Annotated in this window: 16 protein-coding genes; 13 read left to right on the top strand and 3 right to left on the bottom strand. The window is 70.2% G+C overall.

What is annotated here, in order from left to right; translation table 11 throughout:
* Positions 1-168 precede the first annotated feature (168 nt).
* Both ACIRON_RS28545 and ACIRON_RS28550 read left to right on the top strand, forming a co-directional pair.
* Entirely contained in the window at positions 169-870 is a 702-nt protein-coding gene (locus ACIRON_RS28545) for a ferritin-like fold-containing protein (protein ID WP_091052612.1), read from the top strand.
* Entirely contained in the window at positions 860-1,921 is a 1,062-nt protein-coding gene (locus tag ACIRON_RS28550; protein WP_402998104.1) for a C39 family peptidase, read from the top strand. The genes ACIRON_RS28545 and ACIRON_RS28550 overlap by 11 nt, the downstream gene beginning before the upstream one ends.
* 61 nt (positions 1,922-1,982) lie before the next feature.
* Here the strand turns inward: ACIRON_RS28550 and ACIRON_RS28555 are convergent, their stop codons facing one another.
* The 3 genes from ACIRON_RS28555 to ACIRON_RS28565 form a co-directional block, all read right to left on the bottom strand.
* A complete protein-coding gene (locus tag ACIRON_RS28555; protein ID WP_402998107.1) occupies positions 1,983-2,294 on the bottom strand; it encodes a hypothetical protein in 312 nt (103 codons plus the stop codon).
* A 154-nt stretch (positions 2,295-2,448) separates the two neighbouring features.
* Positions 2,449-2,670 (bottom strand): DUF3107 domain-containing protein, encoded by a 222-nt coding sequence (locus ACIRON_RS28560; RefSeq protein ID WP_091052608.1) that lies wholly within the window; start codon positions 2,668-2,670, stop codon positions 2,449-2,451.
* 110 nt (positions 2,671-2,780) lie between these two features.
* Positions 2,781-3,413, bottom strand: coding sequence for a TetR/AcrR family transcriptional regulator (locus ACIRON_RS28565; RefSeq protein WP_091052606.1), 633 nt, complete (start codon positions 3,411-3,413; stop codon positions 2,781-2,783).
* 127 nt (positions 3,414-3,540) lie between these two features.
* On the opposite strand from ACIRON_RS28565, the gene moeZ reads away from it, so the two are divergent.
* From moeZ to ACIRON_RS28620, 11 genes are all read left to right on the top strand, one after another.
* Positions 3,541-4,755, top strand: a complete 1,215-nt coding sequence (moeZ, locus tag ACIRON_RS28570; RefSeq protein WP_402998110.1) for an adenylyltransferase/sulfurtransferase MoeZ — start codon at positions 3,541-3,543, stop codon at positions 4,753-4,755.
* Between the two features lie 140 nt (positions 4,756-4,895).
* Positions 4,896-5,186, top strand: coding sequence for a hypothetical protein (locus ACIRON_RS28575; protein ID WP_091052603.1), 291 nt, complete (start codon positions 4,896-4,898; stop codon positions 5,184-5,186).
* Positions 5,183-5,809 carry a class F sortase gene (locus ACIRON_RS28580; RefSeq protein ID WP_402998113.1) on the top strand — a complete coding sequence of 209 codons (627 nt, stop codon included), beginning with the start codon at positions 5,183-5,185 and terminating at the stop codon, positions 5,807-5,809. The genes ACIRON_RS28575 and ACIRON_RS28580 overlap by 4 nt, the downstream gene beginning before the upstream one ends.
* A 60-nt stretch (positions 5,810-5,869) precedes the next feature.
* A complete protein-coding gene (locus tag ACIRON_RS28585; RefSeq protein WP_402998116.1) occupies positions 5,870-6,730 on the top strand; it encodes a hypothetical protein in 861 nt (286 codons plus the stop codon).
* Positions 6,731-6,777: 47 nt separating this feature from the next.
* Positions 6,778-7,113, top strand: coding sequence for an MGMT family protein (locus ACIRON_RS28590; protein ID WP_402998118.1), 336 nt, complete (start codon positions 6,778-6,780; stop codon positions 7,111-7,113).
* The gene (locus tag ACIRON_RS28595; protein ID WP_402998277.1) at positions 7,113-7,778 is read left to right on the top strand and encodes a lysophospholipid acyltransferase family protein; all 666 of its coding nucleotides are present in this window, start codon (positions 7,113-7,115) and stop codon (positions 7,776-7,778) included. Before ACIRON_RS28590 ends, ACIRON_RS28595 begins: the two co-directional genes overlap by 1 nt.
* Positions 7,779-7,855: 77 nt before the next feature.
* Positions 7,856-8,554 carry a hypothetical protein gene (locus tag ACIRON_RS28600; protein ID WP_402998121.1) on the top strand — a complete coding sequence of 233 codons (699 nt, stop codon included), beginning with the start codon at positions 7,856-7,858 and terminating at the stop codon, positions 8,552-8,554.
* Complete coding sequence (locus ACIRON_RS28605; protein WP_402998123.1) at positions 8,535-8,978, top strand: cupin domain-containing protein; 444 nt, start codon at positions 8,535-8,537, stop codon at positions 8,976-8,978. The genes ACIRON_RS28600 and ACIRON_RS28605 overlap by 20 nt, the downstream gene beginning before the upstream one ends.
* Positions 8,979-8,981: 3 nt before the next feature.
* Positions 8,982-9,272, top strand: a complete 291-nt coding sequence (locus tag ACIRON_RS28610; RefSeq protein WP_402998126.1) for a DUF1905 domain-containing protein — start codon at positions 8,982-8,984, stop codon at positions 9,270-9,272.
* Between the two features lie 33 nt (positions 9,273-9,305).
* On the top strand, positions 9,306-12,650 hold the full coding sequence (locus ACIRON_RS28615; protein ID WP_402998129.1) for an ATP-dependent helicase: 3,345 nt from the start codon (positions 9,306-9,308) through the stop codon (positions 12,648-12,650).
* 20 nt (positions 12,651-12,670) lie between these two features.
* Positions 12,671-15,883: a UvrD-helicase domain-containing protein gene (locus tag ACIRON_RS28620; RefSeq protein ID WP_402998131.1), complete on the top strand. Its 3,213-nt coding sequence runs from the start codon at positions 12,671-12,673 to the stop codon at positions 15,881-15,883.
* The last annotated feature ends 153 nt before the right edge of the window (positions 15,884-16,036 follow it).

Below are 16,036 nucleotides of genomic sequence, written 5' to 3' on the forward strand. Positions count from 1 at the left end.
TCGCTACTCGCTTGTCTCATCGAATGCGGCGAGCGACTCACGGGTGTCTCGAGCTTGCCAAGCGAGTGCCACGCCGCGCACATACGGGATCCGAGCCGCCGCGATATGAAAGCTGAATATCAGCGGCGCTGGGTCGGTCAAAAGGCATTCTATCGGTAGGGTTCTCCCGTGGTTGCATCGTCAGAGTTCACGGGTCCTCAGGATCCGTTCGGTGATCCTGTTTACAAGGCTGCCGTCATCGACCTTCTCGGAGCAGTCGCCTATGGCGAGGTCTCGGCTGTCGAGCGGTTGACCGACGACGCCAAGATGGCGCCCTCCCTGGAGGACAAGACGGCTCTTCTCGCGATGGCGGCCGCCCAGCACGCCAAGATCCAGCCGGTCCTCGACCGGCTGGTGGAGCTCGGGACCGACCCGTACGCGGCCATGGAGCCGCTGCGCGAGGGGTTCGACGAGTTCCACACCCACACCAAGCCCGCGGACTGGTGGGAGTCGCTGGTGAAGGCGTACGTCGGTGACGGGCTCGCCAACGACTTCTACCGTGAGGTCGCCGGCTTCCTCGACGAGGACACCCACAAGCTCGTCGTCACCACCCTCGAGGACGCCGGGCGCGCCGACTTCGTGGTGGACAGGGTGCGGGCCGGCATCGAGGCCGATCACCTCATCGGCGGACGGCTGGCGCTGTGGGGCCGTCGCCTCATGGGCGAGGCGATCACCCAGGCCCAGCAGGTCGCGGCCACCCGCGAGGGGCTCAGTGACCTGATCGCCGGCGGCCACCTTCCGGGTCTCGACCTCGGCACCATCGGCGAGATGCTCACCCGGCTCACCCAGCGCCACGTCGAGCGAATGGGCAAGCTCGGGCTTGAGCACTGACATCCTCTTCACCGGCTGGTCAGGGACCCAGATCGTCCCCGAAGCCGGTGTGTGGACGTCTCCCGAGGTCATCCCGGGGTTCTGCTTCGACGAGCTGGTCGCCTCCTGGAACGTGGTGACCCCGCCCGGGACCTGGGTCGAGGTCGCGGCTCAGGTGGTTGCCGAGTCGGGGGAGCGGAGCGGCTGGCTGGTGCTGGCTCGCTGGTCCTCGGACCCGGCCTTCACCTCCACCTCCGTCGCCGGTCAGGACGACCCGGTCGCGGTCGCGGACGACGACACGATCCTGGGGCGGGACGGGCACCGGTTCACCTCGTTCTCGCTGCGGCTGAGGTCGTTCGGCTCGGCCCGGACGCCGCGAGCGAGCCTGCTCGGCGCGATGGTCTCGGCCGGCGCCCGGGACTCGGCGCCGGGCCCGGGGGCGGTGCCTCGCGGGACGGTCGTGGGTGGCGTACCCGCCTATTCGCAGCAGCTCCACCGTGACCGCTACTCGCAGTGGGACGGTGGCGGGCAGTCCTGGTGCAGTGCCGCCTCGACGGCGATGATCGCCGACTTCTGGGGCGTCGGGCCGACGCCCGCCGAGACGGCCTGGGTGGACTACGAGACCCCCGACCCGCAGGTGCCGTTCACCGTCAGGGAGGTCTACGACGAGTCCTTCGGTGGTGCCGGCAACTGGGCCTTCAACACCGCCTATGCGGGCACCCGCGGCCTGGTCGCGTACGTCACCAGGCTCCGCTCCTTCGCCGAGGCCGCCCGGTTCCTCGAGGCCGGGATCCCGCTCGTGCTGGCCGTCTCGCACCAGGACGGCGAGCTGACCGGCGCCGGATACGTCACCAACGGTCACCTGCTCGTGCTGACGGGCTTCGACGAGGAAGGCGACCCCGTCGTCCACGACCCCGCCTCCCACCGGATCGTCAGCGATGCGGAGGTGCGGGCGACGTACGACGCGGGCGAGCTCGACCGTGCCTGGGCCCGCTCCGGGCGGATCGTCTATGTCATCCGCCCGGCGGACGTCGCGCTGCCCGAACCGCCGACGCGGCAGCCGAACTGGTGAAATAGCCCGAAGCGGCCCCACCCCAAGGGGCGGGACCGCTTCGAGATGACCTGGTCGAGGCTCAGGCCTTGGACTTTCCGGTGATGCCGGCGGCCACGACGACCGCGATGGCCGCGACGACGACCTGCCACAGGTGACGCCACCAGTCGATGCCCTTGGACGTGTTCCACATGTCGTAGTTCGGGTTGCCCTCGACGTTGCCGGCAACGCCGAAGATCGCGTAGTAGATCCAGCCGCCGACGAGCATGCCCACGATTCCGCAGACGACGACGAGCCAGAACGGAATGTTGTCCCGGCTACCCGGAGCGAGGAACTTGCCGAGGAGCCCGATGATGACGCCGCCGACGAGGACGGTGATGATGGTCCCGATCATGCCCAGATCCCTTCAGGTTGAGAGGGCGCCATGAAAAGCGCCTATCCCTCGATATTGCACCTGTTGAGACGACATTGCACGGACAACATGGCTCAAACCCGGAAGTTCGCCACCGGAATCAGGGCCATCCCTGAGTCGTACGGTCCGGATCGGTTCAGCCGGCGAACCCGACCTTGCCGACCTTGGCCGGGCCGATCTCGATGTAGGCGAGCTTCTCGGTCGGGACGATGACCTTCCGGCCCTTGCTGTCGGTCAAAGCGAGCACAGCGCCGCCGCCGAGGGCGTCGGCGATGAGCTTCTCCACCGATTCGCTGGACTCCTCGGTCTCTACGACGAGCTCACGGGCGGCCTGCTGGACGCCGATCTTGACCTCCACGGGTCCTCCTTGCGATGGGTCGATCAATGCTTCGGAATCCTCTCACACGGACCATGAGGAACCCCGTTGTTGCGCTACGAGCGGAAACTTCGAGCCGGATTCGAACCGACTCAGTCGGTCTTGGGGTAGCCGCCGATGCCGCGCCAGGCGAGCCCGGCGACCAGACGCGCCGCGTCGGCCTGGGAGAGCTCGCCGTTGTTGTGGAGCCAGTAGCGCGCGCTGACCTGGATCTGGCCGACCAGACCCACGGCGAGCAGGTGGGAGGCGGTGGGAGCGAAGCCGGTGTCCTCGGCGATGACCTCGGCGATGACCTCGGCACACTCGTTGGTGACCCGGTCGACCTGCTCGCGCACGGCGGGGTCGTTGGTCAGGTCGGACTCGAAGACGAGCCGGAACGCACCGGACTCGGAGGCGACGTAGTCGTAGAAGACCTCGACGGTGCGGGCCACGCGCTCCTTGTTCTCGTCGGTCGACGCCAGGGCCTCCCGGCAGCGATCGATGATCTCGTTCGCGGACTTCTCCAGCAGGGCCAGATAGAGATCGAGCTTGCCGGGGAAGTGCTGGTAGAGAACGGGCTTCGAGACCCCGGCCCTCTCGGCGATGTCGTCCATCGCGGCAGCGTGGAAGCCGTAGGCGACGAAGACCTCGAGGGCGGATTCGAGAAGCTGGGCTCGTCGCTCCGTTCGGGGCAGTCGGGCCCCTCGCGGTCGAGTGGGGTCGAGCTCGGATTGGTGCGTGGTCACCCCAGCAGCCTACCCGCTGGTACTCGGATCGCGGGACGCGTCGTTGCCTCGCCCACGAATGAGGGAACATGGAGATGTGCCTGCGGTGTTCAAGTAGGCATACGTACGTCCGAACTGAGGAGCAGTTGTGTCCCTAGCCCCGCTCGTGGAGCCCGCTGACGAGCTGACGATCGACGAGGTGCGCCGCTACAGCCGCCACCTCATCATCCCCGACGTCGGCATGGCCGGGCAGAAGCGCCTGAAGAACGCCAAGGTGCTGGTCATCGGCGCCGGCGGTCTCGGCTCGCCCGCCCTGCTCTACCTGGCCGCGGCAGGCGTCGGCACCCTCGGCATCGTCGAGTTCGACGAGGTCGACGAGTCCAACCTGCAGCGCCAGATCATCCACAAGCAGTCGACGGTGGGCCAGCCGAAGGCGGAGTCGGCCGCGGCGGCGATCAAGGAGGTCAACCCGTACGTGAACATCGTGCTGCACGACGTGCGGCTCGACAACGACAACGTGCGCGAGATCTTCACCGGCTACGACCTGATCGTCGACGGCACCGACAACTTCGCGACCCGCTACATGGTCAACGACGCGGCCTACTTCCTGGGCATCCCGTACGTCTGGGGCTCGATCTACCGCTTCGACGGACAGGCCTCGGTGTTCGCGCCGACCCTGACCGACGACGCCCCGTGCTACCGCTGCCTCTACCCCGAGCCCCCGCCCCCGGGCATGGTCCCCTCCTGCGCCGAGGGCGGCGTGCTGGGCGTGCTCTGCGCCTCGATCGGCTCGATCCAGGTCAACGAGGCCATCAAGATGCTGACCGGCATCGGTGAGCCGCTGGTCGGCAAGCTGATGATCTACGACGCACTCGAGATGGAGTACCGCAAGCTGAAGGTCCGCAAGGACCCCAACTGCGCGCTGTGCGGGGAGAACGCGACGGTCACCGACCTGATCGACTACGACGCCTTCTGCGGTGCGATCTCCACGGAGGCGGCCGACGCCGCGGCCGGCTCGACCATCTCGGTCAACCAGCTCTCCGAGATGATCAAGGAGCGCGAGGAGGGCAGCCGCGACTTCGTCCTCGTCGACGTGCGCGAGCCGAACGAGTACGAGATCAACAAGATCCCCGGCGCCGTCCTGATCCCCAAGGGCGAGTTCCTCAACGGCAACGCGATCCCGCAGGTCGCCGAGCTCACCGGCGACGGAGCCAAGCCGCTGGTGTTCCACTGCAAGAGCGGCGTACGCAGCGCCGAGGTGCTCGCGATCGCCAAGGGCGCCGGCTACGCGGACGCGGTCCACGTCGGTGGTGGCGTGGTGGCGTGGGTCAACCAGATCGACCCCTCGCAGCCCTCCTACTGAGGGTTACTGAACTGTAGGCCAGCGGTGGCCCCTCTGGGGTCGCCGCTGGCTTTATCTGTGCGTGGCGTACCCGATAGTTTTACGGTCGCAGCTGCGGGGGGCGGAGTTGCATCAATGCCCGAACCTCGGAGGATTCGACGTTGTCCACACGCGCTCGTCTCAGCGCGACGCTCGCCGGTGCCACCCTGGCCGGCGGACTGCTTCTCGGTGCCCCTGCCCACGCGAGCGACCAGGCCCCGGAGCCGGCCTCCGGCGCGGCCGTCGGCACCGCGATCGACCCGGAGAGGCTGGAGTCGAACGTCGCCGACCCGACTCGCGGCGTACCTCCGTCCTATGTCTTCGCCGGGGTCGGTGCGCTGCTGATGGGGGCGGGGGCCGGACTGGCCGTACGTCGCAAACGAGCTGAGGCTGTGGCACGCTCGGCCGAGTGAGCAGCGGTCAACCCAGCCTGAGGACCTTCGTCGGCGAGATCTTCGTCGTCGTCCTCGTGGTCGCGGTCGGGGTGCTCGGCTATGCCGCGTACGACTACTACATCAAGATCGACGAGGCGCAGAAGGCCAACGCGACCCCGCCCGCGACGACGTCCTCGATCCCGGCCGAGGCGCTGGCCGAGGTGCCGAAGAAGAAGGGCAAGGTACGCGGCGTCTCCATCGAGTCGCTCAACGTGCACGCCGACGTGGTGCCGCTGGCGATGGAGAACGGCACGCTCACCCCGCCCGCCGACGCCTCGCTCATGGGCTGGTGGAAGGGCGGCGCGAAGCCTGGCGCGGACGCCGGCTCGGTGCTGATCGTCGGGCACACCCTGCACAACGGTGGTGGCATCCTCGACCGGCTGGGTGAGGTCACAGAGGGCGACGAGATCGTCGTGCGGACCAAGGACGAGGAGTTCAGCTACACCGTCCGGTCGGTGCGCGATCTCTCCAAGGAGCAGGTCGCCAAGCGCAGCAAGAGGCTCTTCGACACCGACGGCGAGCCGAAGCTGGTCGTGGTGACGTGCGACGACTGGGACGGCACCTCGTTCCAGGGCAACACCGTGGTGGTGGCGGTCCCGTAACCCCGGGGTGTCGAGCCTCGTTACTTGTGAGTCACATCACTTCAGAGACGAGGCCCCCACATGCTCCGCACCCGTTCCGTACGCCGCGCCGCAGCCTTTGCCGCGACCGCCCTGACCGCCGCGCTGGTGCCTGCCCTGATCCCGGCACCGGCCCACGCCTGGGCTCCGGCCGACACGGCCACCATCACCCCGGGCGTGCAGATGTACACCAAGGGTGCCCAGTGCACCGCCAACTTCGTCTACACCGACTCCGCTGCCAACGTCTACGTCGGCTACGCCGCCCACTGTGCCGGCCTGGGCGAGGCCACCGACACCAACGGGTGCGCGGCCAAGTCGCTCCCGGTGGGCACTCCGGTGACCTTCAACGAGGGCGGTTCGCTGCTGACCGAGGGCACCGTCATCGGCAAGGGCACGCTGGCGTACTCCTCGTGGGTGACCATGCAGCAGCGGGGCACCACCGACGAGAACACCTGCGCCTACAACGACCTCGCGCTGGTCAAGGTGAGCTCCGGTGACAAGGGCAAGGTCAACCCGAGCGTGCCGATCTGGGGCGGTCCGACCGGGATCGACACCGACGGCACCGCCGCCGGTGACCGGGTCTACTCCTACGGCAACTCCTCGGTGCGCGCCGACCTGGACCTGCTCTCGCCGAAGATCGGTCTCTCGCTCGGGGACAGCGGCACCCGTTGGTCGCACCCGCTCTACAACCTCACCCCGGGCATCCCCGGTGACTCCGGATCGGGCTTCCTGAGCTCCGAGGGCAAGGCCGTCGGCACCCTGTCGACGCTCGGCCTGCTCCCGCTCCCGGGCTCCAACAACATCGGCGACCTCGACCTCGAGCTGGAGTACGCCCAGGCGACCTCGGGCATCTCCGGTCTGCGTCTGGTTCACGGCACCGAGCCCTTCACCGGCGTCCTCTGACAGGAGCCTCTGACGGCAGCCGCTGACAGCGCGCTAACCTGCCGGGCATGACCGACCGGGAGGCGACTGTGCGTGAGGCGTATGGCGAGGCTGTGCTGCGGATCGTCGAGCAGATCCCACGCGGTTCGGTGACGACGTACGGCGCGATCGCCGATGCCCTCTTCGACGAGTTCGGAGGCGGGCCTCGGCAGGTCGGCTCGGTGATGGCGCGCGAGGGCGCCGGGATGCCGTGGTGGCGGGTGGTGCGGGCCGATGGCTCGCTCCCCGCCTCCCACGGCGAGGAGGCCCGGCAGGCCTATCTCGAGGAGGGCACCCCGCGACGTGTCTCGGGGGCTGTGGACCTGCGCGAAGCGATGTGGTTGCCGCCTACGATGATCCCGTGATGTATCGCGTCCTCCACACCGTCATTCCCCCCGTTCTCCGCGCGGTCTGGCGTCCCACGGTGACGGGGGCCGAGAACGTCCCGCGCAGCGGCGGGGTGATCCTGGCCAGCAACCACCTCAGCTTCGCCGACTCGATCGTGATCCCGTCGGTCTCGCCGCGCCCCGTGCACTTCCTGGCCAAGTCCGACTACTTCACCGGCACCGGGCTCAAGGGCGCCGCCCAGCGGGCATGGTTCGAGGGCATGGGAATGCTGCCCGTGGACCGCGACGACCCGCAGGCCGCGCTCGGCTCGCTCGAGGTGGCCCTGGAGGTCCTCGACAAGGGCGAGGCGTTCGGGATCTACCCGGAGGGCACCCGGTCGCGTGACGGCCTGCTCTACCGCGGACGCACCGGGGTGGCGCACCTGGCGCTGACCGCCGGCGTGCCCGTGGTGCCGGTGGGCCTGCGGGGGACCGCGGAGCTCCAGCCGGTCGGGTCGAGCCTGCCGCGGCTGGCGAAGGTCACCGTCGAGTTCGGACAGCCGATCCAGGTGGCCGGGCGCTTCGACGGCGTACCTCTCGGCAAGGCCCGCCGTGCCCTGACCGACGAGGTGATGGCGGCGATCGCGGCGCTGAGCGGCCAGGACCTGGCCGGGGTCTACAACGAGCGGCCCGCCGACGTCTGATCGCAGGTTGCCTGTTGCGCGGGGGTGGGAAGGGGCGCATTCTGGAAGGTGACCCCCTAGCAGCCGAGGTGAGGCAGATGGCCACCACGACCGTGTTGCAGGACGAGCTGCGACGCAAGCACGACGAGCTGGCTGGGCGCCTGGCCCACGCTCGGAGCATCATCGCCAGGCCTGAGCAGACCCGCCGGGGCTGCCCACCGATCGACCAGTTCAACGCCGGTACGTCCCGCCACCTGCACGCGGTGGACGAGGCACTGCTGCCGGCGGTCTCCGCCCGCTGCGAGGGCGGAGCAGGTCTGGTCCACGACTACCTCCCCACGGCGCGGCACCTGGAGGTGCTGCTCTTCCACGTGAAGGCGCACGAGTACGGCTCCACCTGGGAGACCACCCACGGCTGGCCGGTGCTGTGGGGCGAGGTCGAGGAGGCCCTCATCGACCAGGAGTCGAGGGAGGGCGAGCTGGTCTCGCGCCTCGCCGAGGAGGCCTCCGACGACGAGCTTCTCCTGATCGCCGAGCGGATGGCCGCCGCGGAGCGGAGGGCGCCTACGCGTCCGCATCCCCACCTGCCGCACACGGGTCTCGCCGGAAAGGTCGTACGCCGGGTGGCCCGTCCCGTCGACGCCGTCTGGGACGCGGTCGAGGGCCGCTCGGTCGGCGGCCCCGAGCCGGTGCCGCACGAGAAGCCGGGACTGATCTGGCAGTACCTGCTCGGCGACCCGCGCTTCCCCGACGACCCGGCCAACGACACCCGGCACAATGAGCCGGGTGACCGCTGACTCCATCACTTCCGCTCTTGACCTCGCGCCGCATCCCGAAGGCGGGGCGTTCCGGCAGACCTGGGCTGCTGCCGAGACCGTCACCCTGTCCGACGGGCGGGTGCGTCCGACCGCGACCTTGATCTACTTCCGGCTCCTGGCCGGGGAGTCGTCCGCGTGGCACCGCGTCACCTCGGACGAGATCTGGCTGGCGCACACCGGCGTCGTGTCCTTGCAGCTCGGCGGAGCCGGCGAGGCTCCGGTCGCGGGGGAGAGCGTGCTCGTCGGGGTGGACGTCGCCGCCGGCCAGGTGCCGCAGGCGGTCGTGCCGGCGGGGGTGTGGCAGCGTACGGTCCCCTCGGCCGAGGACGCGCTCGTCTCCTGCGTGGTCTCACCCGGGTTCGACTTCGACGACTTCGAGCTTGCCCCGGGCACTGCGGAGTAGGGGATGGAGTACGCGTTCGAAGGAGCCGTCATCGAGTGGCGCGGGCCGGCGCCGTACTACTACGTGCCGATGCCTGTCGAGGACGCCGAGGACCTCAAGGAGGATGCCCGGGGTCTGGAGTACTGGGGGCAGGTCGCCGTCACCGCCACCATCGGCGCGACCACGTTCACCACCGCGCTCTTCCCCAAGGACGGCACCTATCTGCTGCCGTTGAAGGTGGTCGTCCGGAAGGCGGAGGGCCTCGATCTCGACGACGTGGTCGAGGTGAGGATGCGTCTGGGGCATGACGTCTGACGGTTGTCGGTGCTCTCTGGTTGGGTGGAGCCCGTGACCGTCTCCTACCGCCTTGCCCCGCCGCCGAGCGCTGTCGGTGTGCCGGTGCTCGACGAGCACCAGCGGTCGGTCGTGGAGCACCCCGGCGGACCGCTGCTCGTGCTCGCCGGACCGGGGACCGGCAAGACGACCACGCTGGTCGAGGCGGTGGTCGACCGGATCGAGAACCGCGGCGTACGCCCTGACCAGCTGCTGGCGCTGACCTTCTCCCGCAAGGCCGCCGAGCAGCTGCGCGACCGGGTGACCGCACGGCTGGGGCGGACGTTGTCCGGGGCGGTCTCCTCGACCTTCCACTCCTTCGCCTACGGGCTGGTGCGCCGCTATGCGCCGGCCGAGCTCTACGCCGCCCCGCTGACGCTGCTCTCGGCGCCGGAGGCCGACGTGGTGCTGCAGGAGCTGCTGGCCGACCACCCGGAGTCGGTGAGGTGGCCGGAGCGGTTCCGGATGGCGATCGGCACCCGCGGGTTCGCGCGGGAGGTGCAGACCGTGATCGCGCGGGCGCGCGAGCGCGGGCTCGACCCCGACCAGCTGGTGGCGCTCGGCCGGGAGGAGCGCATCGAGGAGTTCGTCGCGGCCGGGTGGTTCCTGGAGCAGTATCTCGACGTGCTCGGTGCGCAGTCGGCGATCGACTACCCCGACCTGATCATGCGGGGGGTGATCGAGGCCGAGCGGCATGCGGTCGAGCTCCGGGCGGAGTTCGCGTGCGTGTTCGTCGACGAGTACCAAGACACCGACCCGAGCCAGGTCGCTCTGCTGCAGGCGCTGGCCGGTGACGGGCGCGACCTGATCGTGGTGGGCGACCCCGACCAGTCGATCTACGGGTTCCGGGGCGCGGACGTCAACGGGATCCTCGACTTCCCTTCCCAGTTCCTGACCAGGGAACGCCGGCACGCGCCGGTGGTGGCACTCGGGACGACCCGCCGGTTCGGGTCGCGGCTGCTGCGGGCGTCGCGGTCGATCGCGGCGGGCATCTCGGTGCGCGGCTCGATCCCGGCCGCGGCCTACGACACCTTCCGCAACCCGCACCCGCTGGCCGAGGACCCCGGCCGGGCCGAGGTGCTCACCTTCGACACCGACCGCGCCGAGACCGAGCACATCGCCGATCTGCTCCGCCGCGCGCATCTCGAGGACGGCATCGACTGGTCCGACATGGCCGTCCTGGTGCGCTCCGGCCGCACCTCGATCCCGCAGCTGCGCCGGTCACTGACCGCGGCCGGCGTGCCGGTCGAGGTAGCTGCCGACGAGACCCCGCTGGTCCGCGAGCCTGCCGCCGCCGTCCTCCTCGACGCGCTCGGGATCGTCGTCGACGCCGACGTCGAGTCGGACCTCGACGAGCGCTACGTACGCCCCGACCGCTGCGAGGAGCTGCTCACCGGTCCTCTCGGTGGCCTCGACGCCACCGACGTCCGCGCGCTCACCCGTCTGCTTCGGGCGAGGTTTCCCGACGTCTCTGCCCACGAGCTCGTACGCCGTGCCGTGCTGGGGTTCCCCGCTGGTCGAGCCGCGAGCGCCAGCGAGCGTGTCGAGACCAACACGGTCCCATCGAGCGCCGAGCGGGACCGTGTTGGTCTCGACACTGATTCGTTCGTACCTCACGAATCCGGCTCGACCAGCGGGGGCGGCTCGACCAGCGGGGGCGGAGCTGGCGAGGAGCGGGTGCTGGGGCGGGTGCGCCGGCTTGCGGCCCTTCTTGCCGAGGCTCGGGCTGCGCTGAAGGACGGGGCCGGGGCGGAGCAGGTGCTGTGGACGCTGTGGGACGGTGCCGAGTGGGGTCAGCGGCTCCGGGCGCAGGTGGAGTCGGGTGGTGCGGCGGCGCGACTGGCCCACCGCGATCTGGACGCGGTCGTGGCGCTCTTCGACACCGCCGCCAAGATCGAGGGCCGCCAGGAGTTCACCTCGGTGGAGGCGTTCCTGGCCACGCTGCGTGCCCAGGAGATCCCGGCCGACACCCTGGCCGACAAGGGCGTGCGCGGCTCGGCGGTGCGGCTGCTCACCGCCCACCGTTCCAAGGGGTTGGAGTGGGGTCTGGTGGTCGTCGCCCACGTCCAGGAGGGGGCATGGCCCGACCTGCGCCGGCGCGACTCGCTCCTCGGTCCCGACCGGATCGCCCCGGCGCTGCCGGACGGCCGTCACGGCGGGCTGCTCCCGCCATTGACTCGCTCGGCGATGCTCGCCGAGGAGCGCCGGCTCTTCTACGTCGCCGCCACCCGCGCCCGGTCCCGGCTGGTCGTGACCGCGGTGAAGTCGCCCGACGACGACGGTGACCAGCCGTCGCGGTTCATCAACGAGCTCGGCCTGCGCGAGGATCAGATCCGTCACCGCGTCGGCAGGCCGACTCGACCGCTGTCGCTGGCCGGTCTGGTCGCCGAGCTGCGCCGCACCGCCGCGGATCCTGCCCGACCCGACGCGCTGCGCGAAGCGGCCGCGAGGAGGCTGCAGAAGCTGGCCGCGACCGAGGTGCGCGGCAAGCGGATCGCGCTCTCCGCCGACCCCTCGACCTGGTGGGGGCTGCGGGCCCCGACGTACGCCTCGGCCGCGGTGCGCCCCGAGGACCGTCCGATCACGCTGAGCGCGTCGGCGCTGGAGGCGATCCTGACCTGTCCCGCGCAGTGGTTCCTGGCCCGGGAGGCCGGGGGCGCGGTCACGGACTCCTCGAGCCAGGGTTTCGGCAAGGTGGTGCACGCGATCGCCGAGCAGCTCGCCCGCGGCGATCTCGATGCCGCCACGGTCGAGGACCTGATGCCGTTCGTGGACGAGGTCTGGGGCCGCCTCGAGTTCCGTACGCCCTGGTCCGCTGCCCGCGAGCGTGAGGCGGTCCAGGATGTACTGGCCAGGTTCCTGACCTGGCACCGGCGCCCCGGCGCGCGCACCGTGATCGGCTTCGAGGAGCAGCTGACCGCGAAGGTCTCGCTGCCCAGCGGGGAGACGGTGCGGCTGAACGGCTATGCGGACCGCCTGGAGCTCGATGAGAGTGGCCGGATCGTCGTCGTCGACCTGAAGACCGGGAAGTATCCGCCCACCGCGCAGGAGGTCAAGGAGCACGGCCAGCTCGGCCTCTACCAGCTGGCCGTGGAGCACGGCGCGGCCTCGTCGCTGGCACCGGGGGCGACCTCCGGTGGCGCGGAGCTGATCCAGCTGCGCCATCCCGCGGGTTCGGGGAGCGAGCTGCCGAAGGTGCAGGTGCAGGCTCCCGAGCCGCCCGAGATCATCACCCAGCTGGAGAAGGCGGTGGCGACGGTCCGGGCGGAGGAGTTCGTGGCCAGACCGGGCAAGCAGTGCGACAGGTGCCAGTTCGTCGCGCTCTGTCCGGCGCAGACCTCGGGATCGGTGCTGTCGTGACCCCTGACATGAGTTCCGCGATGACGGTCGAGACCCCCGAGGAGCTCGCCAAGCTGATGGGCCACGACTGGCTCTACAGCGAGGAGCAGTTCCGCGCGATCACGGCGCCGTTGGAGCCGGCCGTGGTGGTCGCCGGCGCCGGGTCCGGCAAGACCGCGGTCATGGCCGCGCGAGTCGTCTGGCTGGTCGCCACCGGTCGGGTGCTTCCTGGGGAGGTGCTCGGTCTGACCTTCACCACGAAGGCGACCGCCGAGCTGGCCACCAGGATCCGGGAGTCGCTGCAGAAGGCGGGGCTGTGGCCGGAGCGCCGCGAGGGCCCGCCGCGGCCCGGTGAGGAGGATGACGAGCCCATCGAGCCAACGGTGGCGACCTACCACTCCTACGCCTCCGGCCTGCTCTCCGAGCACGGGCTGCGGATCGGTCACGAACCCGACACCCGGCTGATCGCCGACGCGACCCGCTACCAGCTCGCGGCTCGAGCCGTGGCCCGGCACAACCACCCGGTGGAGAAGCTGACCGACTACCCGAAGCTGGCCGTCCAACAGCTGCTCGCGCTCGACTCCGAGCTCTCCGAGCACCTCGTCGACCCCGCCACGCTGCGCGCCTACGACCGCAACGAGCGGTCGCTGTTCGCGCTGGAGGTGGCCGACCTCGAGGGCCAGCTGGCCGACGGGAAACGGGTCAAGACCAAGCTGACCAAGGTCGAGAAGGCGATCGACGCCATCGACAAGCGCTACGAGCTGCTCGACCTGGTCGACGGCTACCGGCGGCTCAAGGACCGGCTCGGGCTGATGGACTTCTCCGACCAGATCGCTCTCGCCGCCCGGCTGGCCGTGGAGACCCCCGAGGTCGGTGAGATCGAGCGCGGGAAGTTCAAGGTCGTGCTGCTCGACGAATACCAGGACACCTCGGTGGCCCAGGCCCAGATGCTCGCCCGCCTCTTCGGCGACGGGCACCCCGTCACCGCCGTCGGCGACCCCAACCAGGCGATCTACGGCTGGCGCGGCGCCTCGGTGAGCAACATCCTCGAGTTCGGCCGCGACTTCCCGACGAAGGACGGACGCCGCCCCGCCTACTCCCTGACCGTCAACCGCCGCTCCGACGCGCGCATCCTCGACACCGCCAACCACCTGGCCTCCCAGCTCTACGAGGGGCGCGAGAAGGAGCGCCTGGTCGCCGCCGAGGGGGCGCGCGACGGTGAGGTGCGGGTGCATGTCCACGAGACGTACGACGACGAGCTGCTCTGGCTCGCCGACAAGGTGATCGAGGCCCATGAGGCGGTGGGGGAGTGGAAGGAGATCGGCGTCTTGACCAGGGACAACTCGCAGGCGGCGGCGGTCTTCGACGCGCTCACCGCTCGCGAGATCCCGGTGGAGATCGTCGGTCTGAAGGGGCTGCTCCGGCTGCCCGAGGTGGCCGAGGTCGTGGCCACCATGGAGCTGCTCCACGACGTCACCGCCAACGCCGCGCTGCTCACGCTGCTGGCGGGTCCACGCTGGGCGATCGGTCCGCGCGATCTGGCCATCCTCGGTCGGCGCTCGCGTGACCTGGCCGGGGTCGTCGGCGGCGCGGAGGAGTTCGCCGACATCGAGCGGCAGCTCGAGGCGGCCGTCGAGGGCACCGACCCCACCGAGATCCCCTCGCTCAACGACGCGCTGGAGGATCCCGGCGACCCCTCCGACTACGACTATTCGCCGCAGGCCAGGGAGCGGTTCAAGCTCCTCGCCGAGGAGCTCCGAGGACTGCGCCGGGCGGTCAACGAACCGCTCCTCGACCTGGTCCGGCGGATCATCGACGTCACCGGCATCGACGTCGAGCTGGCCGCCTCGGTCTCCCCGGCGGCCTCGGCCAGGCGAGACAACCTCGACCTCTTCGTCCAGGCGGTCGCCGACTTCGAGGGTCTCGACGGTCAGGTCACCCTCGCCGCGCTGCTGGCCTACCTCGAGGCGGAGGACGAATACGGCCAGGGCCTCGACGTCGCCACGCCCTCGGAGGCCGACTCGGTCAAGCTGCTCACCGTCCACCGCGCCAAGGGCCTGGAGTGGGACGTCGTCTTCCTGGTCGGGGTCACCCACAAGAAGTTCCCCACCGGCCAGACCCGCTCGTCATGGCTGACCGTCCCCTCGGTCATGCCCGCCGCGCTCCGCGGCGATCGCGACGACCTGCCGCAGCTCCACGGCCACGACGCCGACTCGATCGACGAGCTCCTCGCCGAGCGCAAGGAGCACGAGCGCGTCGAGGAGCTACGGCTGGCCTACGTCGCCTGGACCCGCGCCCGCCACATCCAGTTCGTCTCCTGCTGGCGCTGGTCACCCTCGCTGAAGGAGGGGCGTGGGCCGTCGGTCTACGTGGAGAAGACCCGCGAGGCGCTGCTCCAGTGGGGCGCCAAGCCCGACCGCTGGGCGGAGGTCGTGGTGAAGGGTGAGGAGGAGAGCCCCTACGCCGCCCAGGAGGTCGACCTGCCCTGGCCGATCAACCACCACACCCCAGAGGTGGAGCGCCGCCTCGAGGCGGCCAGGCTCGTCCGCGAGGTCGGGCCGGGACCCGACGATCTCGACGACCTCACCCTGCTCGAGACGGTGAACCAGTGGGACGAGGAGATCGAGCGGCTGCTCACCGAGGCGGAGCGCGAGCGCGCTCCGGAGGTGGTCGTACCGCTGCCGTCCTCGCTCTCGGCCACCGCCATGTCGAAGCTGCGCGACGACCCGCTCGGCTTCGCCGCCGACCTGGTCCGCCCGATGCCCCGCAAGCCGTCCTCTCAGGCGCGGTTCGGCACCCGGTTCCACGCCTGGGTCGAGGCCCGCTTCGGCCAGCAGGACCTCTTCGACCCCGATGATCTCCCCGGTCGCGCCGACCACGGCATCGAGGACGAGTCCGGCCTCGAGGAGGTCATCGCCGCCTTCGAGCAGGGCCCGTTCGCCGACCGCCCGCCCTACCGGGTCGAGGCCGCGTTCGCGATCGTCCTGGCAGGTCAGGTCGTACGCGGCCGGATCGATGCGGTCTACCATGAGCCCGACGGGGGCTTCCTGATCGTCGACTGGAAGACAAACCAGGCCCAGAACGCCGACCCGTTGCAGCTCGCGCTCTATCGGCTGGGGTGGGCTGAGCTGATGGGGGTGCCGTTGTCTCGGGTTCGGGCGGCGTTCTACTACGTGCGGTCTGGGCGTCTTGTCGAGCCTTCTGGGCTTGCTGGGCGGGAGGGGTTGGAGCGGATCTTGGGTGGGGGGCGCTGACTCGCTTTTCGGCGCGTATTGGCTCGCGTATTGGCTGGTGTGTTTTGTGGTTGGGGTTTGCCGCCGACCCTTTCGGGGAGGGTGTTCTCGGCGGCGTCCGGAGTAAAGGACGGCCTTTGGCCGCCGGCTGACGCCGGCCGCTTCGCGGTCCTT

This window comes from Nocardioides sp. NPDC101246 (genome assembly GCF_044767415.1).
Lineage (GTDB): Bacteria > Actinomycetota > Actinomycetes > Propionibacteriales > Nocardioidaceae > Nocardioides.